Annotated in this window: 22 protein-coding genes; 4 read left to right on the plus strand and 18 right to left on the minus strand. The window is 39.9% G+C overall.

From position 1 onward, the window contains the following. Positions 1-498: 498 nt before the first annotated feature. Together F0249_RS20205 and F0249_RS07800 are read left to right on the plus strand one after the other, a co-directional pair. Complete coding sequence (locus F0249_RS20205) at positions 499-705, plus strand: hypothetical protein (protein ID WP_253825289.1); 207 nt, start codon at positions 499-501, stop codon at positions 703-705. A gap of 223 nt (positions 706-928) precedes the next feature. Beyond that, positions 929-1,297, plus strand: coding sequence for a phage protein (locus F0249_RS07800; RefSeq protein ID WP_171756307.1), 369 nt, complete (start codon positions 929-931; stop codon positions 1,295-1,297). An 81-nt stretch (positions 1,298-1,378) separates the two neighbouring features. Here the strand turns inward: F0249_RS07800 and F0249_RS07805 are convergent, their stop codons facing one another. From F0249_RS07805 to F0249_RS07860, 12 genes are all read right to left on the minus strand, one after another. Then, positions 1,379-1,924, minus strand: coding sequence for a hypothetical protein (locus F0249_RS07805; RefSeq protein WP_171756308.1), 546 nt, complete (start codon positions 1,922-1,924; stop codon positions 1,379-1,381). A 127-nt stretch (positions 1,925-2,051) separates the two neighbouring features. Beyond that, the gene (locus tag F0249_RS07810; RefSeq protein ID WP_171756309.1) at positions 2,052-2,504 is read right to left on the minus strand and encodes a hypothetical protein; all 453 of its coding nucleotides are present in this window, start codon (positions 2,502-2,504) and stop codon (positions 2,052-2,054) included. Positions 2,505-3,017: 513 nt separating this feature from the next. After that, entirely contained in the window at positions 3,018-4,349 is a 1,332-nt protein-coding gene (locus tag F0249_RS07815; RefSeq protein WP_171756310.1) for a zonular occludens toxin domain-containing protein, read from the minus strand. Next, positions 4,346-4,726, minus strand: a complete 381-nt coding sequence (locus tag F0249_RS07820; RefSeq protein ID WP_171756311.1) for a DUF2523 family protein — start codon at positions 4,724-4,726, stop codon at positions 4,346-4,348. Before F0249_RS07820 ends, F0249_RS07815 begins: the two co-directional genes overlap by 4 nt. Before the next feature lie 25 nt (positions 4,727-4,751). Next, positions 4,752-6,302: a virulence factor TspB C-terminal domain-related protein gene (locus tag F0249_RS20130; protein WP_216599568.1), complete on the minus strand. Its 1,551-nt coding sequence runs from the start codon at positions 6,300-6,302 to the stop codon at positions 4,752-4,754. 146 nt (positions 6,303-6,448) lie between these two features. Further along, the gene (locus F0249_RS07830; RefSeq protein WP_171756312.1) at positions 6,449-6,646 is read right to left on the minus strand and encodes a major capsid protein; all 198 of its coding nucleotides are present in this window, start codon (positions 6,644-6,646) and stop codon (positions 6,449-6,451) included. 4 nt (positions 6,647-6,650) lie between these two features. Further along, entirely contained in the window at positions 6,651-6,872 is a 222-nt protein-coding gene (locus tag F0249_RS07835; protein ID WP_171756313.1) for a hypothetical protein, read from the minus strand. Between the two features lie 21 nt (positions 6,873-6,893). After that, positions 6,894-7,139, minus strand: a complete 246-nt coding sequence (locus F0249_RS07840; protein WP_171756314.1) for a hypothetical protein — start codon at positions 7,137-7,139, stop codon at positions 6,894-6,896. A gap of 2 nt (positions 7,140-7,141) precedes the next feature. Continuing rightward, positions 7,142-7,522 (minus strand): DUF1293 family protein, encoded by a 381-nt coding sequence (locus F0249_RS07845; protein WP_171756315.1) that lies wholly within the window; start codon positions 7,520-7,522, stop codon positions 7,142-7,144. Positions 7,523-7,537: 15 nt separating this feature from the next. Further along, positions 7,538-8,698, minus strand: coding sequence for a replication initiation factor domain-containing protein (locus F0249_RS07850; protein WP_017051512.1), 1,161 nt, complete (start codon positions 8,696-8,698; stop codon positions 7,538-7,540). Next, the gene (locus tag F0249_RS07855) at positions 8,688-8,909 is read right to left on the minus strand and encodes a hypothetical protein (protein WP_171756316.1); all 222 of its coding nucleotides are present in this window, start codon (positions 8,907-8,909) and stop codon (positions 8,688-8,690) included. The genes F0249_RS07850 and F0249_RS07855 overlap by 11 nt, the downstream gene beginning before the upstream one ends. 2 nt (positions 8,910-8,911) lie before the next feature. After that, complete coding sequence (locus F0249_RS07860; protein WP_017051515.1) at positions 8,912-9,274, minus strand: hypothetical protein; 363 nt, start codon at positions 9,272-9,274, stop codon at positions 8,912-8,914. Between the two features lie 224 nt (positions 9,275-9,498). Here F0249_RS07860 and F0249_RS07865 point away from each other — a divergent pair, with 224 nt between their 5' ends. Next, complete coding sequence (locus F0249_RS07865; protein WP_171756317.1) at positions 9,499-9,876, plus strand: DUF3693 domain-containing protein; 378 nt, start codon at positions 9,499-9,501, stop codon at positions 9,874-9,876. Between the two features lie 180 nt (positions 9,877-10,056). On the opposite strand, the gene yciH is transcribed toward F0249_RS07865, so the two are convergent. From yciH to F0249_RS07885, 4 genes are all read right to left on the minus strand, one after another. After that, positions 10,057-10,368 carry a stress response translation initiation inhibitor YciH gene (yciH, locus tag F0249_RS07870; RefSeq protein WP_171756318.1) on the minus strand — a complete coding sequence of 104 codons (312 nt, stop codon included), beginning with the start codon at positions 10,366-10,368 and terminating at the stop codon, positions 10,057-10,059. A 9-nt stretch (positions 10,369-10,377) separates the two neighbouring features. Next, positions 10,378-10,770, minus strand: a complete 393-nt coding sequence (locus F0249_RS07875; protein ID WP_017053224.1) for a DUF3319 domain-containing protein — start codon at positions 10,768-10,770, stop codon at positions 10,378-10,380. 246 nt (positions 10,771-11,016) lie between these two features. Beyond that, positions 11,017-12,015 carry a D-alanine--D-alanine ligase gene (locus F0249_RS07880; protein WP_171756319.1) on the minus strand — a complete coding sequence of 333 codons (999 nt, stop codon included), beginning with the start codon at positions 12,013-12,015 and terminating at the stop codon, positions 11,017-11,019. 182 nt (positions 12,016-12,197) lie between these two features. Continuing rightward, a complete protein-coding gene (locus tag F0249_RS07885) occupies positions 12,198-12,782 on the minus strand; it encodes an SPOR domain-containing protein (RefSeq protein WP_017053222.1) in 585 nt (194 codons plus the stop codon). A 215-nt stretch (positions 12,783-12,997) separates the two neighbouring features. Between F0249_RS07885 and F0249_RS07890 the strand changes: the two genes are divergently transcribed. After that, positions 12,998-15,679, plus strand: a complete 2,682-nt coding sequence (locus tag F0249_RS07890) for a bifunctional acetate--CoA ligase family protein/GNAT family N-acetyltransferase (protein WP_171756320.1) — start codon at positions 12,998-13,000, stop codon at positions 15,677-15,679. Here the strand turns inward: F0249_RS07890 and F0249_RS07895 are convergent. Both F0249_RS07895 and galE read right to left on the minus strand, forming a co-directional pair. Further along, positions 15,668-16,555, minus strand: a complete 888-nt coding sequence (locus tag F0249_RS07895; protein WP_113798070.1) for a LysR family transcriptional regulator — start codon at positions 16,553-16,555, stop codon at positions 15,668-15,670. The two genes, F0249_RS07890 and F0249_RS07895, sit on opposite strands and share 12 nt — an antisense overlap. A gap of 345 nt (positions 16,556-16,900) precedes the next feature. Then, positions 16,901-17,917: a UDP-glucose 4-epimerase GalE gene (gene galE / locus F0249_RS07900; protein ID WP_171756321.1), complete on the minus strand. Its 1,017-nt coding sequence runs from the start codon at positions 17,915-17,917 to the stop codon at positions 16,901-16,903. Positions 17,918-18,062: the final 145 nt, after the last annotated feature.

The raw sequence follows: 18,062 nt of genomic DNA on the forward strand, positions 1-18,062 counted from the left end.
TGTTAGCCTTTTGTGGGAAAGGATTATCATAGGTAGTAGGGATTTATGCTTAAAAGGAATTACAGTGTCACTTCTTGGTATGGGAGTATTACTCATATTTCAGACTGCGAGACACTGTAACTAAAGTGACACTGTCTCGTCGTGGTGGGATATTTGAATAACTGAGTGGATGCTCCTGTGAGGATGATTTTTCAAAAGCATTGGTAGCGTCTTTGATGAACATCAATAGCCATCATTCGTAGCTAAGGCATTCAAACGAGCAGCCGATTTAGATCGCCTCTCTAAATAAGTCGAAGTGGTAAGAAAGCTTGGGTTTCGAATCAATGAACATCCAAATCCTCAGACTTAGATCTTTCTCACATGGCCAGTGAAGATGTTCAAGAATTTGTTCGCTTAGCTTTATATGGCACTTATCTGAACCATCTAATAGAAAGCTGAATTGATTTATCTTTTCAGCGTCAATTAAGCTTAGCTGCCATGAGCTGAAGGATATTTGATGTGGTTGCCAGCCATCAGTACAAAAAAGTCTTCGCCAGCTTAAAGCTATTAAAAGAAATGCTGCTCATGAGTGAGTCCAACAATAACTGTGTACAGATGCTCGGTTATCGAGATGATACAGACCAAGTTCAATGTATGGTGTTGAATGTTGTTGGCTTCCAAGAAGTAAATGAACTTGCTGATGAGAGATTCTTGGTTGGTGACTGATTTATGTCAGTTACAGACGTTGACCATAACGTAAAAATCCATAGACATATGAGACACACCAGCAAGCGATGGAGCATGCACGTAAGACCTTGTTCAGAATCTCGGTATGTGCCCAGAAAGCCCCTTAAAATCGATTAGCCTTAGTGCGTATTATTTGCATTTATGGTAAATCAAGTTGCATACGCACGTTTTATAATATCTTTCTCATTTGAGAGAGTTATCAATGAAGTACCACGAAATGACTAAAAATTATATTTTTCGTGAATTAGTTTGTGGAATGAGTATAGAAAAGACCGCTGAACTATGTTTTAAAAGTGTGAGGACGGTCAAGTTATGGGATGCAGGAAAACCGATACCGCCAGAGTGTAAGAGGCTTATGAGATTCTATTGCAATAGAGAACTAGGCATTGGTGGTGATTGGGAAGGGTTCAAAATTGTTGGTAATAAACTAGCATTGCCAACAGGTAGACCAGTAAGCGCACAAGAGATCTTAACTGGTATTGCTCTTATTGAGATTGGGTGTGTAACTGATTTGCAAATGACCTCAAGACTCTTGAAGTACGCAAGAGCATTAAGAAAAATCATGCAATAAAGGCTGAATTTCGACCTCAATTATTGGGAACAAACACAAAACGCAACGCATAGCAAAAACGCCATTCGTTGCGAATTACTATTAAACAGTTTGTATGGCTTTACTTGACAAAGGACAATTAAGTTTCTTTTTTTGAGAATGTTTACCTTTATAAGTCTTCCCTAAATGATCTACTACGTAGCAACTTACTACTTGTTCTAGTTGTGGTTTTTTTCCGTCCAAATAAATATAATATTGTTGAGAGCAACCAGGTTGAAGCATGTCATCTCCAACACTCTTCAAACTTCCTTGTTTCAGCACTTCAGCCGTAATTTGTATATTTTTCTTAAGTGATCGCATTTCTACACCGACTTGTTTTATATACATCGCCTGATAGCAAGTGTTAACAACTTCAACTCTATATACTGGACCAACAAATGGCGGGCTTGAATCTATTCTATTTCCAAGCATATCTTCACTTTCAATTTTATCAGCGACACGATTTAGTTGTTTTTGAGCTCCTTCATCTACATATGATGAAACGATTAACTTTCGGCGTGTTTTTGTAAAATTCAAATAAAGAGCCCATGTACCAACAATAGCGCCATACATTGAAAGTGTATTTTCTGCTAGCCAATCTAATATCATATATCCCCCGTTGCCTACGAATTGAGTTGAAGACCAATGCAAAGCCGCGCACAGATTGTACCAAACAATTTGGAACTGAAAATGCCAAGCGTTAACAGTCCGTCTTGCGCAATTTGTTATGCGTATTTTAGTTGGGTTCTAAATTGGGTACATTACCCGGACTTCTTTCTACAGCATCCAACCATTGGTTTGTTATACCTACTTTGTATAAGCAGTAAGACTGAAACTTTTTACTAAAATGCAAAGCTACTGCAGCGGCAATTCCAGCAAGATAACTTAGATGGATGATTAAAAGTAATGATGCTAATGCTATTAGATACATGCTGTAAGTTGTTGCTTGCTGACTTTTGGGACTATTAATTAGCAGGGCTACATTCTTTTGAGGAACTTTGTACTTTAGAAATATCCAATACGTCATGGAAAAGGTCGCGAATACAGGCAAGCACACCGCAAATGCAATCGTTGCAAATATAAGCAAAAAGCCAAAGTTGGCGGGATTTACATTAGTCAGAACTAAAAGCGAAGTTGCTGAATAGCCTGAAAGAGCAGCATAGAACCACTGATATTTTTCAATAAACACAATCTCTCCTTTGTGGTGAACTCCAAATACGCATAACGCTATCTAGACGACAACTTGCCGTATGAATGTTTATTATGCACTCTTTTGATTATCGATAAAATGGATGGTCGTAAATCTGCGTCAGATCGGTACGGACATTTACATATCACACTTGCGAATCGTCGGGGAAGGTTTTAAGTTTCGTGGATAGTACCCCCGTAATACATGACGGGGGTTGGCGTGAGCAGGGCGGCGCTCCGCTTTTCCCATCCCTCGCTCACGCACGCAAACCAATACAAAAATCATTAAGACATGCTCGACACTCGCAAGCCTTTAAAAGACTAGAAGCATTCTGGCAGGGTGTGGGGAGTGGGACGGTCAAAGGATAGTGAAGCTAACCGCGCCGATTAGACATACGGCACAGTTAACAAAGTCGGGCGGCTTGGTGCTTCGCTTGCACTACGTGCATTGCTTATCCCTGCGGGGCTAATCCGCATTTGTAGGTAGGTTCATTGGGTGCGCTTCTGGGCGCAATTAGAATAGTTTAATATTGGGTTTGTATTTCTCTGAACTCTCAGCACTGGCAATTGCTTGTCCATCTTCTGAATCTTCAATGTCTTCATCTTTCCATGAATCACGAACATAAAACGGATTACAAGTAACAGGCCGTATCAATTCACCAATTCTAATATTCGCCAAACATGGCGTTAATGGATCAAGTGTTAATTCCATTGCTTCGGGATAGAAAACAGCACCGTCAGAACTTCGTACAAATGTATAGTGGTAAACAACATCATCAGAGAACTGTTCTACAACAGAGCCTGATATATAAACGTCAGTTAATAACTCATCAACAAAATCCGCAACAGGATTTTCTGTTATGTCAGGTGAATCAGTTTGTATTGGCGTTGGTTGAGTTGGCGCAGCTGGAGAACTGGAGTCTGAACCATCAAATAATTGAGATGATAGAGAATAAGCGGAATAAAGGATCAAACAAAAAAAGAAAATAGCAACAAAGCCCATGAATGGAAATTTGAACTTATGGGTATGTATTTCAGCAGACCAATAAACACCATAGAACTTTTTATCATGGCTAATCATCTTTTTGGAAGCAGTTTGAGACTGATGATAATCATTAGGATCAAAACATTTAGGTGCTTCTTTGCGGGTTACATTTTTACCACCAAGAGCATTGAAGTAATGAACATGGCGACCAACTAATTTACGTAAATTAGCATCACAAAGGGTTCTGTCTTGTGTGACAAAATGAAGGTCATAACCACCATGTCGATGAGTCTCAAGGGCTGCTATAGCCTTTGGTACGCGAGAACCAACTCCACGAGGTGGAAAGAATTGTTGAACCTCATCAACCAGAATGACTGAACGCTTAGGTAAAGTAGACCAGTCATTTGGGTCTGGAAAGTTTCTAAAATCAAGGTTAAGAGGTCGAACTAAATCAAACTTATCTTGTGTATCTTCAGGAGCAGCATCAAGAATAGATTCTAGCTTCTCAAGTTTCTTCTTAGGATAAACACGACGAACCCAGTAAAGCCAAGTCTCAAAATGATTGTGGCTATCATATTGAGAGCGAAGCCAAGGAACATCATTTAGAGTGATAAATTCACCATCATCGTGAATTGGTTTCATTATCTTAGATAATTTACGAATACTAGCCTTGTCTTTTAAGTTTGGAAAATACCAGCCGTAATACCAACCAGAAAACGAGCAGGCCACATCAATATCCAACATAAGTAATTTGATGTTTGTATAGTAATACTCACGACCCGAATCGTGAGAAAGCACAATTTCACGTAAAGAGTTAAGAGTTTTAGACGCCCCTGGCAATCCAGTTCTTAAATAAATCAACCTTCCATTCCTCCAGTTTTCTGACCTGGTTTCCACCAAGCTTGACGCATAGCAATACCTTGACGAACTCCTTTAATCGCCATTAAAAAAGCACCCGTTGAAATAACAAGGTTAAGAGCTTTATCTAGCCACATATAGCCGAGAAGCATAACAATATCAGCACCAAAGCCACCAATATCACCAAGGCCGTTCAGCGAGTTGACAGCCGTACCAATGAGGCGACTAGTCAAAATATTAAAGCCAGAGAAGACAACGACACCAAACCCCGCGCTTACAATCCAGTTAGAAAATGAAGCACCGACAGCACCGAGAAGCCAAGGCATTGCACTACGTAACCAAGTAAAAACAAGAGAAAGGGCACCATATACGAATCCCATAAAAATCACCTATGAGTTATTTTTATTACATGAATTTAGCTACCATTAAAAAAGAAGCTATTGAGGCGGAAGCTAAAAGAAGCCCACGAAATACGAGAGCTAGTGTACAAAAAGGAGTGTAATCAATTGACCAAACCGCAATTTTTAAATCATACGTGCGGGGTGAAGGACAACCAGAAGAAAAGCTGAAACCATTATCAGACGTATAAGCATCAAGCATTTCATCAACAGAACCATTGGCATCAGTAAATACACTGGTATAAGCACCATGTTCATCAGTAGCTGATTCAGTTAACGCCTGAAAAGTATCAGTCAACAAAGCACCTTGCTCAGTTGCAGATTCTTCATTCTTTAATTCATCACAGTTAACTCTCCAACGTTCTTTAGCTAGAAAACAACTGGGAGCACTACCAGTACAATTAAAAGAAGAACAACCTTGACTAGTAACATTACCGTTTAATTTTGTTAACGATTCTGAAAGACCATCTATTGATGTTTTAAGCTCTGTAGTTTGAGTATTAAGACCCTCAACTATTTGAGAAGTACCACTATTAATAGCATTCATTTGCTGAGTCATTAGTAAAGTTTGAGCATTATGGATAGCAACATCTTGTTCAGTTTGAGCTTTTATTGATTTATTTATCCCATCATTCGATTTATTAAGAGATTCAAGTTTACTATCTAATGAATTAAATCCTTTATTATTAGTAGAATTTAATGCATTTAAAGCTTTTAATACATCACCGCTTATACCGGAACCGTCAGAACCGTCAGAACCATCAGAACCATCACCACCATCAGAACCATCAGAACCATCAGAACCGTCACCACCATCAGAACCATCAGAACCGTCACCACCATCAGAACCATCAGAACCGTCACCACCATCAGAACCATCAGAACCGTCACCACCATCCGAACCATCGGAACCGTCACCACCATCGGAACCGTCAGAACCATCACCACCATCACCACCGTCACCATCATCACCATCATCACCTAAGCATTCTGGATAATTCGGCATACCAATCACGCAAACTTTTGGATCCTCACAATTCATTTCTAGTTTGTCTAAAAATTCATCACAATGATGAGTAAAAATCCCCTTTTGAGTAGCGCAAGATTGATCACCTTCAAAAATAGCATCAATAGTCGATTGACGTTTACAAAAAGGAATTTCCTTACATTCATGTGTTAAAGGATCTAATTCTTGATTTTCTGGACAAATAAGCTCACAAGAACCAGTCGATTCATTTAAAGATTCACCAGCGGGACAATCAAACACTTTTGTAACAGTGTAATAACCAAGTGCACGAGTAGAAGAATACATAAGATTAATCCGACCGATTGGACTACCTCCATGTGTAACTTTTGAAATTGTATAACCACAAATACCACCAACTAAACGATCAAAAGCATCTAAACTATACGTAGAACCGATAGAAACAGATGACGGAGGTGAATCACATGCGCTCATTTCACTAGAAAACCCAACAACACGGTACAAATTAGCCATAGCACTAAACGAAACACCCAAGAATAAAAATAAAAAAGTAATGCTTTGTTTAATACTCATAATTAAATCCAATTAAAATAAACGACGAAAGGCATCCCAAAGGAGAAGAAGAACGAAGCCCCAAATAAGGTCTTGAGGTGTTAGATAAAGAGGCATAATTAAATCCTAAAAAAAGGGAGCCGAAGCCCCCGATTTCACATAAAGGTTTAACCGAAAATTGAACCTTTAGCCCATTTAAAGACAACAGCAACACCAGCTAGACCGATTAAAGCCTGACCGATTGAGGTAACTGCCGCAGTACCATCAGTAGTGATAGCTGTAGTCGCAGCAGAAACATCAATAGCCGCAAAAGCTGGAGTTGATGCAACGGCAGTAAGTGCAACACCTACAAGTAGTTTTTTCATAGTTTTATCCTCTAAAACCAAGTTGACGAAGTGATATATCAATCACAAAAACCAATCCATAAACGCCAGCAGCCGCAGAAAGCAAAGTAAAAACAATCTCTTTTGTAAGAAACGCTTCAGGGTTTGCAAAATCAGACTGCTGTAACAGAGTCACGAATTGGCAAGCTTCACCGGGAGCTAAATCAATAACTTGAAGAGTGTTAGAAACAACCTTTGCACAAATCATAACTAGCTCCCAATGTGAATTTTATTTAGTTAAAAGCTCTTTTTCTAAAGATGTTTTTTGAGTAATAAGATCATTAATTTCTGAAAGTAATAAATCCTCTTTCTCTTCTAAATAACGAATCTTTTTTGATAAAAGTAAACGGTCAATCAAATCAATTAAAAAACCACCAATGCGAAAAATAACAAAAATGATAATGACCGCAATATAGATAGATTCAATAAGTAAATCTAAATCAGCCGCAGTAATTTGATAAACGACAGTTTCCATATTTACGCCTTGTTTGGAGCTTGTTTCATGGATTCCATGAAGTGCTTTTTAACTTCGGCATCAATTGGAATAATTTCAACAACGTGCGATTGCATTGGATTATCTGGCATAGGCGCTGTGCGTAATTCATATTGCTGATAAGGAACAAAAGCGCGGCTGTTAATTACTTTCTCAGCGTAAACTTCCTCAATAGCCAAATGTTTAAAACGGTTCTTTTCAAACTCTTCAATACTGTCAAAGTAACCCGCCGCTTTGATTTCCATGTTGTCGTTAGAAAAGTCTTTCAATGCGCGGCCAACGTAGATGGAAGCCGATGCATTGCCCGAGTTCTTGAAGATAGTGTGTTTAATGCCATGTACGAAAAAGGCAGTTGCTGTACTCATAGTGTGTTTCTCCGATTAAAAAGGGGCGTCGATTATGCCTAGATGCGCTTGAACCAATGATTTATGAACGTCTGGCATATCAATCGTTCTTGTCTTGTATTTGTCAGGCACTAAGTGACCAAACGCTTTTTCTAAGTCACCGTTATAAAAGTCGATAACTTCTGAAAGGGTTTTTCCGCATTGCTTTCTTGCCCACGCCACTTTCCCCATAATGTCCAAAATCGCTTTTTTCTTTATGGTGTCGTGACGTTTGGGTGGTGTCGGTTCGATAGAGGCCGCGAAGTCACAAAGACCCGCGAACGACGCTGATATGTCCGATAGAAAATCGACAGAGATTTTTTTAAGCTCCACTTCATTTCGATACCAAACCACATCAGGGTCAGTGATTTTTCTCTCAAACTTTTTGTTATAGATACGCCAGTAACGAGTGGAAGAACGGCTACCAATTAAAGTGGCTTCCTCATCCAGTGAACCACCATCGTTATATTTAACGTGAGGTGTCATTGAACCTTGGCGACGAGCGTCAGGCGAAGACTTAAAAGCTTTTTCATACCAACAGCGTTCAGCGTATTTAGCGTCGAAATTTCCTGTGAAATCGTCCACAGCCAAATCAAGGCGGGATAGGGAAGGCACAGCAAAAATCTCAGTCAGCAACCAATGAACACGAGCTGGCGTAGTCTTATTAAAAAGGTATTGGCAACCAGTACCATTAATCTGAATGTATATGGTGTCGTTGTTACCACCGATACCGACGAACCCGAGTTCATGCGTTCTGGTGATGTCAAAGATAGTCATTGAATCCTCGTAACCATGAAGACCACGACCACGCATAGGAGAAAGGAACATTCCAAACTCTTTTTGCATGAAGAGTTCAAAGCACACGTTCATTCGAAAATAGAATTCTTGCTGATAGCGTTTTACGTATTCGTTTTGTTGGTCAGCCGTTAAACCTTTCGGTTGATGGAAGACAGGCATCATGTAAGGGACATAATCTTTATCTAAAGCGCCATCCAAATAAGAAAGTGAACGTATCGGCATCGACCATGCTAAGTGGTCAATAAAAACAGGTGTCACAGTGTCACTTAATGCTTTGTGATCAACTTTGAATTGATGCTTATCGCGTGGCTTGTAAGGCTTAACCGCTCGAATGGATTTATCGAATTTATCAGCAGACATGAGCAAACACTCCAATTCGACAAAGTGAACGATAGTTATCGTCGGTGATTTCAATCAGTTCATAGCTGTTTGGAGCTTGAGACAGTTCAACGTGAGCGCGGAAGTCAGACATACACGCAAAGAAATGATGCCCCCATGAGAAATAGGCATTCACACCAACGTTAGGTTCGTTGTCGTAGTAAATTTCACCGTTCGCATAAGGGCTAGCCATGATTAAGCCTCCAACGCATTAGCATTGAAGAGATGGAAATGGTCAGAGATAAGCGGAAGAGGCTCAACACCAAAGAACTGACAGAAAACTAAGTAATCCGAATGTGTTTCTAAAATCACCTTAAATTCATTATCAAAATTACAAGAAACAGCAGGAATTCTATTGAGGCCGTCAGAGTGCCAATCTGTAGTAGGAACAACATCAAGCGTTTTAGGGTTTAGAGGAAGATTGATGTAAGTGGAAACAGTCGATTCAAAAAAAGTAAGAAAAATAGCAAAACCAGAAATCGGTAAGTAATCGAATTTAATATCACCATGAACCAAATGTTTAATTTCTGAATTGTGAGGGTTTACTTTAATTTCCATTACAACCACCTTGAACAGTTGAGTGACCACCGAGAGCGCAAGCTTCAAGGGCTAAACGCCCAAGGCAGTCAAAAGAGAACCCAAACGGCCTAGAGAGAAGTAATCCTTAAACCGAATGGGTGAATTCCGTAAATTCGGAATAATCATAATTCCGTTTTAGCGGAAGCTCAAGATACGAAATATCGGAAGAAGTAAGCTAGAATATAAAAAAAGGAGTAATTGCCATGTATCAAAGTCAGCTATTAGATGCCTACAAAAAGGCGCAAAACTACATACAAGACAAACAAATTGCCCATGATTTGAATGTTCAAGCATCTCGAATTAGTGAAATGAGAAAAGGAAAACGCTATATCTCTGATTCAGAAGCGGTTTTTCTAGCAGATAAGGCAGGAATAGATCCAGAATTGGCATTGTTAGGATGTCACGCAGACCGCAACGAAAACCCAACGATTAAGGGCATGTGGGAAAGCATAGCAAAAAAGTATAACGGTCTTGGATTGTCTGGAATTTCAATGGCTTGTGGGACATTGGTACTAAGTTTAGCAGCGTTTGAGGCCGAATCTTCTCAGGTATCTCGGTGCGTATTATATGCGTTATGTTAAATAGAATATTTAGCTAGCTAAACTAACTTCCTTCTACACCTATTTGAGCTATCACAACTCACCTTTCCATCTGGTGTTATGAACGGTTTCTTATTTAACAATAACGCTATTTACCATAAAATACCTAATAACTATATATCTTAATCTTCGATTTTGAATATAGCTATTAGGTTTCAACCATTAGCCACCGGCCAATTTGACTGTATGGCCTTTTTTCTCAAGGTGCGCTTTGATTTTGTCACGTGCGTCGCCTTGGATCTCAATCGTACCGTCTTTCACAGAACCGCCACAGCCACATACTTTCTTTAATTCTGCAGCTAAAATCTTTAACGGCGCATCGTCCAGATCCAAGCCTGAAATAATACAAACACCTTTGCCTTTACGACCTTTGGTTTGACGCTGTATACGTACAATGCCATCACCTTTAGGGCGCTCAGCTTTTGTTTCTTCCTGTTTGATACGACCAATATCAGTTGAATATACTAAACTCATGATTTTCTTTTATTTCCGTTGACCTGTTGTTTGTTGCTGTTGAGCTTTCTGCTTTGCAATCAGATAAGCTTCAATATGTTTTTGAATTGCGATTTTCGAGCCTTTGATTAGACGGTTATTGAACATACAGTACCAAGCATTCGCCTCGCCTGAATCGTTCTTCAGCAGATAACCATTGAAGTTTTCACTTTGACCTGGAGCAACAGCCTCTGAATGATTTTGCCCTATTGAAGCAAATTCCTTTGGGTCAATAATTGAAGCGGTGTCACACCACCAATCAACACTCTTTTTAACCGCCACTAAGCTGCCCGTTAGAACGTGGTTTTTAATCTTAACTTGCCACACGTTACTAGAGTTATTTGCAGACTGTATGTTGAAGCCTTTGTAATTTGTAATAGCCATTAAATTCAATCTTTTATAGTCATTATTAAAATAATAATAATTGCTAATTATGAGTTATCAAGTAATTAGTATAATTATATTCAATATTTGTCATGACGATCGATTTTATGTTACAGGGTAACTGGTAGTGGCGATTTGATGATAACACACTGTGCTTTGCACTTATTAGAGCGATTTCAAACAATGCATTTTACTTAAGCTATTCATGCTCGCCTCTTCTTGAAGCGAACATATTCTACGGCAGATTTAGTTGGCTAAACTGTTTCTAACGCATGATTCTAGGAAACTTTTAAATGTGTGCCCATTATGTTCAACCATCTTGGGGAACATTGATATAGGCGTCATTCCAGGGAATGTATTGACTTCATTTAGATAGATTTCATTATCAGAGGTTAAGAAAAAATCAATCCGTGACAAATGGCGCAATTTCATCTGTGTAAATACGCGTAGAGCACTTTGTTGAATCTCAGCTATTTGAGACTCTGATAAATTCGATGCTTCGATTTCAGTAACGGAGTGGCTATCTGAACTGTATTTTTCTTCGTAGGTATAGAACTCGCCATTTGGAGCGATAACTTCACCGGGCTTAGAAATATAAATTTTTCCATCCATCTCATAGGCGGCAACTTCAAGTTCACGTGGTGTGACAGACATTTCAATCAACACCTGCTCTGAATAATTAAATGCATTGCTGATTGCAGGAAGCAATTCGTCAATTTTAGTCACACTGTAACAACCAACAGATGATCCCTGTCTTGCTGCTTTTACAAAAACTTTGCCCCACTTTTCGAAAGCTAAAGTGGCTTTACGAAGGCTCTCATCATTATTTGCTGATAAGAAAAGATATGGCGTGTTTTTGATGCCTAATGCATCATACCAAAGCTTTGAGGTGATTTTATTAAAGCTATTGCTGCTTGCTTCAGGTCCGCAACCTAAGTATGGGATCCCAGACAATTCAAACATCGACTGGATGTCACCCGTTTCACCAGGGAAACCGTGGATACAAGGTACAATGAAATCTATTTTAGTCTTTGTACTTTCTGAGCATAATTCGCCAGTATGTAAATCTAAATGAACTCTGTCGCCACTCTTCTCTATCCAGCCGTCATCTGTTATTTCAACATGGGTAACATTGAAATCAGAAACGCTTTCTAACTCTTGTTGTAGATAGTTAGCTGAAACGAGTGAGACTTCATGCTCAGAAGAGCCTCCGCCACACAATAAAAGGATGTTTGTACTAGTCATGTAAATCTGTCCGAGATGTCACGTTATTCTATTGAGTCCATAATAATACTTAGCTCTTAAATTTACAGTGTTTTGTCCACAAATCACTGCAAGAGAAATCGTTTGGTTAACGACTAAGCATATTAGTTCTATTTGCATGGGATATTAAAAAAGGACCTGCCGGCCCTTTTTATGTGTCTCTGTTAATTCAACTTGTTTAGAGTTGGGAACTCAGAGTTTTTGATTGCGTCGATACTCTTAACGAAAGGCTTAAGCTGTTTGAATTCAGTTGGCAGCGACTGGATTGCTGTTTTAGCATCAAGTTTTGTCGCGTAGTCACCGTATAGTACGGTGTACCATTTTGTTCCATTAACAACTTTATAGTTTTCCCAAATTGGCTGATTACTTCTAGGCAACTTACTTGAAAACTGGTCCACTTTTGACTGACTTCCAACTGCAACCACTTGAATGGTATAACCAAACCTTGGATTCATCATTGCCTGCTTTTTCGTCGGAGGTGTGATGATCACAGACGCTTGCTGCTTAACTGGAGTTTGCTGAACAACGTTCATCTCGGCATTAGATGCTGGAGACATTTTGACCACGTTTTTATCCACATTTTCTTCAGTAACACTCATCGCAGGAACACCTTGAGATACCACAGGAGGCATCACTTCAGCAGTTTTATACTCTTCGCGGTAACTGTCTGAAGTTACGTCTGTTACATAGTTTTCAGAAACACATGCAGCTAAGAGCATTGATAAGCTAACAATCGCAATTTTTTTCATGGAATAATCTAAGCCTTAATGAGAAATTACTATAAATCATGCCGATAGCGGCCCATAGAATCAAGTTCACAGTGACATTATATACCATTACTGTGTGACGTATTACACAAACTCAGCGGATGATGTGCTGTTATTGATCACAGCCCTGCCAACTGCTGTCTTTTTGCTCTCTTGCATAGGCTAAGATTAGAACATTTCATCACATGGAGTTTGATATGAACAATCTCAATCAAATGCTAAAGCCAAAATCGGTTGCGGTCATCGGCGCTTCGCAAAAACCATTTAGAGCGGGCTCTATTGTGATGAAAAATCTACTGCAAGGTGGGTTTGAAGGCGCCATCATGCCCGTCTCTCCGAAATTTAAGTCGGTTTGTGGGGTTCTTGCTTATAAAGATATTCCATCCCTTCCTATCGTGCCTGATATTGCCATTTTGTGTACTCATGCCACACGTAACACTCAGTTATTCACCGAATTAGCGAATAAAAAAATTCCTGTTGTGATAGTACTTTCTTCGGATATGCACCTCATTGGCAGTAGTGGCCAAACAATAAGTGATGAGTGTTCAACTATTGCGAAGGAAAATAATATTCGACTGCTTGGTCCTAACAGTTTAGGGTTGATTCTTCCTTGGATAAATTTCAATTGTTCCTTTTCCCCTGTCACCGCTCTTAGAGGCAAAATCGCTTTTGTTTCCCAATCTGCGGCGGTATGCACAACCATTCTTGATTGGGCAAATGATAAGCAGATTGGTTTTTCTGCCTTTATCTCTATTGGTAATGGCGTTGATATCGATTTCGCCGAGCTTCTCGATAACTTAAGTGTTGATAGCCATACCGAGGCTATTTTGCTCTATGTCGATACAATTAAAGATGCACGAAGATTTATGTCAGCAGCTCGTGCTGCATCAAGGAATAAACGAATTCTAGTTCTCAAAGCGGGTACCACGAGTGCCGGTAAAATTGCAGCAAAAGCTCATACTGGTGGGGATGATACGTTAGACATCATTTATGACTCAGCGATTAGAAGAACAGGCATGCTACGAGTAAAGAATACTCATGAATTGTTTGCTGCAGTTGAAACCTTAACTCATGCCGTACCTTTACGTGGCGAACGTTTGGCGGTAATGACCAATGGTGGTGGCCCTGCCATTATGGCTGTTGATACCTTATTCAACCGAGGCGGAAAGTTAGCGACTTTAAATGAGCAAACAATATCAACGCTTGATGGTCTATTGCCATATAGCTGGTCCAAAAACAATCCAATAGACATGATGGGGGATGCGGATAAAACTCGCTATGTTAATACGTTAAATACTCTGCTCGATAGCGATGATATTGACGCGATTCTTATCATGCATAGCCCCTCTGCGGTTGCTCATTCAATGGAGACAGCGCATGCCGTCATTGACGCAATTAAAGCTCATCCACGTCATAAACGATTCAATATATTGACTAATTGGACTGGCGAACAAACCGCTAAACCCGCAAGGCAGTTGTTCACTCAGGCCGGAATACCAACCTATAGAACCCCTGAAAGTTCCGTCGTGGCATTTATGCATTTAGTCGAATACCGACGAAACCAAAAGCAATTAATGGAAACCCCAACCACAGCGGAACATGTTGATTTGAGTAAAGTTGAACTAGCTCGTCGTTGGATCGGTGATCAATTGCTGCAGAGTAACGATTCTTTGGATACTCATCAGATCAGCCCCTTACTCAACCATTATGGCTTATCCACCCTGCCAACTTGGATTGCTTCAGATCCGATTGAATCTGTCCATATCGCAGAGAAAATCGGTTACCCTGTAGCGGTCAAACTGCGCTCTCCTGATATTGCACATAAATCAGATGTTCAAGGCGTGGTACTGAGTTTAAGAAACAGCACAGAAGTAGCAAATGCTGCACAAGCTATATTGGATCGTACTCAACTCTCCTATCCTACAGCCAATATACACGGCCTTCTTATCCAAGGGATGGCAAAATTAGCCGGCGGGCAAGAACTGAGGATTAAGGTTAAAACTGACCCCATTTTTGGCCCTGTCATCTTACTTGGACAAGGGGGATCAGAGTGGGACGAATCAATTGATGCTGCGGCTGCGCTTCCTCCTTTGAACATGACCCTGGCGCGTTATCTCATCGTCCGAGCGATCAAAGAAGGCAATATTCGTCTACAAAAATTACCTGAACCAATTAACATCGATGGGCTCTCAGAGTTCCTCGTTAGGATTTCTCAAATGATTGTGGATTGCCCTGAGATCCATCAACTGGACATACATCCACTATTAGCTAATGGGGATGAGTTTGTGATCCTGGATGCTGACTTGTCGTTGAAACCATATGTTGGTGATGCACAGCAACGTTTAGCCATTCGACCTTACCCTATTGAATCTGAAGAAATCATTTTAACTAAAGACGATCGACGTATTTTATTAAGGCCAATTCTGCCTGAAGACGAGCCCCTTCATGCCGATTTTATTAAAAATGTATCGAAAGAAGATCTGTATAAGCGATTTTTTAGTGATGTTGGCGAGTTCAACCACGAAGCTTTAGCAAACTTTACACAGATAGATTATGACCGTGAGATGGCATTTGTCGCTGTAGAAAACTTTTCAAGTGATCCAAAGATCATCGGCGTCTCTAGAGCCTTAATTAATCCAGATAATACTGATGCTGAATTTGCTATTTTGATCCGTTCAGATCTTAAAGGGATCGGTCTAGGTAAGTTATTAATGACAAAGATCATTACCTACTGTGAATCTAAAGGGACTGGCCAAATATCAGGAATGACGATGCCTACAAATAGAGGCATGTTGATGCTAGCTCAAAAACTAGGATTTGAGCTAGATGTACATTTTGAAGATGGGACGGCTGATATGGTTTTGGTGCTAAACAAGTGACCAATTTCTTTTAAGATATTGAATGCACCACGATTTAGCTTCACCAATATTACTGCGTTTCCATGCCAGAACTAGGTCGATCTCGCGAGTTTCACTACCCTCGATTTGTTTTAATTGACCATTTTCAATCAGTGGTTGTGCAACTTGAACCGGAAGAGTTCCGATGCCTAATCCTGTAATTAAAGCATCAAGTTTTGCTTGGAAATTGGTAACAGTCAACCGAGGTTGCTTCTCTAAAATATTCACACTGATTGCCGGTTGATCTCTTGCTGTATCGGCAATGGCGATCACTCGATATTTTTCTCGCGCAGCCTGATCAAACTCACCTTTGCGTTTGTGAATATAGTGATCAGTAGCTGCAACCCACATCATTTCCATTTTACCAATGTCTTCCGTTTTCATCTCTTGTGGGATAGTTGCAAGCCTAGGACAAATTAACAAGTCTGCACGATCAGTGACTAAAGACTCCCAGCATCCCGCTAAGATCTCTTCTTGTAAGCGAATGCGGGTCTTGCTGATTTTCCCTAGCTCATCAACCAATTTAAAGAAATTTGAAACAGGGATGATGCCGTCAAACGCAATAGTGATATCGAGCTCCCATCCGTTGGCCAAGATAGTCGCATCACTCACTAGCTTCTCAGTAGCCGATAAAATCTGACGACCTCTCTCTAAGATCAGGCTACCAGCATCGGTGAACGCCGCTTTATGACCAGAGCGATCGAAAATCATGATGTCTAAATCTTGTTCTAATTTCTGTATCTGGTAACTCAATGAGGATGGTGCTCTATCAAGCTCATTCGCTGCAGCCGCAAAACTGCCTCTGCGTTCAATCGCATCAAGTATGTGTAATGCTTCTAGTGTAATTGGACTTTGCATTGAGGCTCCCAGATAAATTAGAGATATGTAAGACAAAAATAAAAAAGCCAGCATAAGCTGACTTTTTTATTATTTCATTCTAAAAATGTAAATAAAAGAATAAGTTGAATGAAATTGTATTATTTATTCGCCATCTCTTTTTTTACCATTACAGCGGCTGCAATAATAAAAACGACGATTAAACCAAGTTCCATGACGATTCCCCAATCAAAACAAAATTCATGATAAAAAATAAGATACTTAACAATTGTAACATTAATTGTGAAATATGATAGTTTTTAACCATCTTCTTCTCTATTTAAACGATTTGGATCAATAAAGGCACAATCATGTGCCTTTAGTTGTCTAGAAATCAGGGAAACCATCAGGGTTCTTAGACTGCCAATTCCAAGTATCTGCGGTCATTTGATCTAAAGTACGACTAGCATTCCAGTCTAACTCGGTTATCGCTTTGCTTGGATCTGCCCAACATTCTGCAATATCCCCAGCTCGCCTTTCGACAAGTTTATAAGGAACCTTCTTGCCTGACGCCTTTTCAAAAGCAGAGACCATATCCAATACACTAGAACCATTGCCAGTTCCAAGATTATAGATATGCAAATCAGGCTGATTTGCCTTTTTCTGCAGTGCCGCAATGTGTCCATCAGCAAGATCCATGACATGAATGTAATCACGAACCCCTGTGCCATCTTTCGTTGGGTAGTCTCCTCCGAAAATAGAGAGGAATTCACGTCGGCCGACAGCAACTTGAGAAACAAATGGCATTAGGTTATTTGGAATGCCTTGCGGATCTTCGCCTAACTCACCTGATGGGTGCGAACCAACAGGATTAAAATAACGTAATAGCGTGATGCTCCAATCTGGGTTTACTTTCTGGAAGTCAGCCAAACACTCTTCAACCATCAGTTTGCTTCGACCGTATGGGTTAGTTGCGCTGGTCGGGAAATCTTCGGTAATCGGCACAGATGCAGGATCACCATAAACAGTAGCCGATGAGCTGAAGATTATAGTCTTAACATTGGCTTCACGCATCGCGTCAACAAGGACTAGAGTACCATTTACATTGTTGTCGTAGTATTCCAGTGGTTTTTGCACTGATTCGCCAACAGCCTTAAGGCCTGCAAAGTGGATTACGCCTTGTATCTCATTCTCTTTCAACACATCAATAAGCAGTGCTTTATCTCGAATATCGCCTTGAATGAATTTAGGACGAACGCCCGATACTTTCTCGATACGCTCTAGAACGCTCTGTTTGCTATTATAAAGGTTATCAAATATGACGGGGGTCATCCCAGCTTCTAGCATTTGGATGCAGGTATGACTACCGATGTAACCCATTCCGCCTGTTACTAATATTTTCATTATTAAATACCAACTGTCTATTTGCGATTAGTGTACCTAACTCTCTCAGATATTTACACTATCTCAGCTTTACAGTTTTTAAATGTGACATTTTTCTTAATTATGAGCGGTCACTTTAATTGGTTGTTTTGTTAATAAAAATGAA

The sequence above is a fragment of the Vibrio sp. 03-59-1 genome, from assembly GCF_013114135.1.
GTDB lineage: Bacteria > Pseudomonadota > Gammaproteobacteria > Enterobacterales > Vibrionaceae > Vibrio > Vibrio cortegadensis.

Excerpts from the sequence above, each read along its gene's own strand:
- F0249_RS07820 (WP_171756311.1), bottom strand. The coding sequence starts at position 4,726 with ATGGGATTCGTATATGGTGCCCTTTCTCTTGTTTTTACTTGGTTACGT.
- F0249_RS07800 (WP_171756307.1), top strand. The coding sequence starts at position 929 with ATGAAGTACCACGAAATGACTAAAAATTATATTTTTCGTGAATTAGTT.
- F0249_RS20130 (WP_216599568.1), bottom strand. The coding sequence starts at position 6,302 with ATGAGTATTAAACAAAGCATTACTTTTTTATTTTTATTCTTGGGTGTT.
- F0249_RS07885 (WP_017053222.1), bottom strand. The coding sequence starts at position 12,782 with ATGAAAAAAATTGCGATTGTTAGCTTATCAATGCTCTTAGCTGCATGT.
- yciH (WP_171756318.1), bottom strand. The coding sequence starts at position 10,368 with ATGAGTTTAGTATATTCAACTGATATTGGTCGTATCAAACAGGAAGAA.
- F0249_RS07840 (WP_171756314.1), bottom strand. The coding sequence starts at position 7,139 with ATGGAAACTGTCGTTTATCAAATTACTGCGGCTGATTTAGATTTACTT.
- F0249_RS07890 (WP_171756320.1), top strand. The coding sequence starts at position 12,998 with ATGAACAATCTCAATCAAATGCTAAAGCCAAAATCGGTTGCGGTCATC.
- F0249_RS07850 (WP_017051512.1), bottom strand. The coding sequence starts at position 8,698 with ATGTCTGCTGATAAATTCGATAAATCCATTCGAGCGGTTAAGCCTTAC.
- F0249_RS07805 (WP_171756308.1), bottom strand. The coding sequence starts at position 1,924 with ATGATATTAGATTGGCTAGCAGAAAATACACTTTCAATGTATGGCGCT.
- F0249_RS07875 (WP_017053224.1), bottom strand. The coding sequence starts at position 10,770 with ATGGCTATTACAAATTACAAAGGCTTCAACATACAGTCTGCAAATAAC.
- galE (WP_171756321.1), bottom strand. The coding sequence starts at position 17,917 with ATGAAAATATTAGTAACAGGCGGAATGGGTTACATCGGTAGTCATACC.
- F0249_RS07880 (WP_171756319.1), bottom strand. The coding sequence starts at position 12,015 with ATGACTAGTACAAACATCCTTTTATTGTGTGGCGGAGGCTCTTCTGAG.
- F0249_RS07845 (WP_171756315.1), bottom strand. The coding sequence starts at position 7,522 with ATGAGTACAGCAACTGCCTTTTTCGTACATGGCATTAAACACACTATC.
- F0249_RS07865 (WP_171756317.1), top strand. The coding sequence starts at position 9,499 with ATGTATCAAAGTCAGCTATTAGATGCCTACAAAAAGGCGCAAAACTAC.
- F0249_RS07860 (WP_017051515.1), bottom strand. The coding sequence starts at position 9,274 with ATGGAAATTAAAGTAAACCCTCACAATTCAGAAATTAAACATTTGGTT.
- F0249_RS07895 (WP_113798070.1), bottom strand. The coding sequence starts at position 16,555 with ATGCAAAGTCCAATTACACTAGAAGCATTACACATACTTGATGCGATT.
- F0249_RS07835 (WP_171756313.1), bottom strand. The coding sequence starts at position 6,872 with ATGATTTGTGCAAAGGTTGTTTCTAACACTCTTCAAGTTATTGATTTA.
- F0249_RS07830 (WP_171756312.1), bottom strand. The coding sequence starts at position 6,646 with ATGAAAAAACTACTTGTAGGTGTTGCACTTACTGCCGTTGCATCAACT.
- F0249_RS07855 (WP_171756316.1), bottom strand. The coding sequence starts at position 8,909 with ATGGCTAGCCCTTATGCGAACGGTGAAATTTACTACGACAACGAACCT.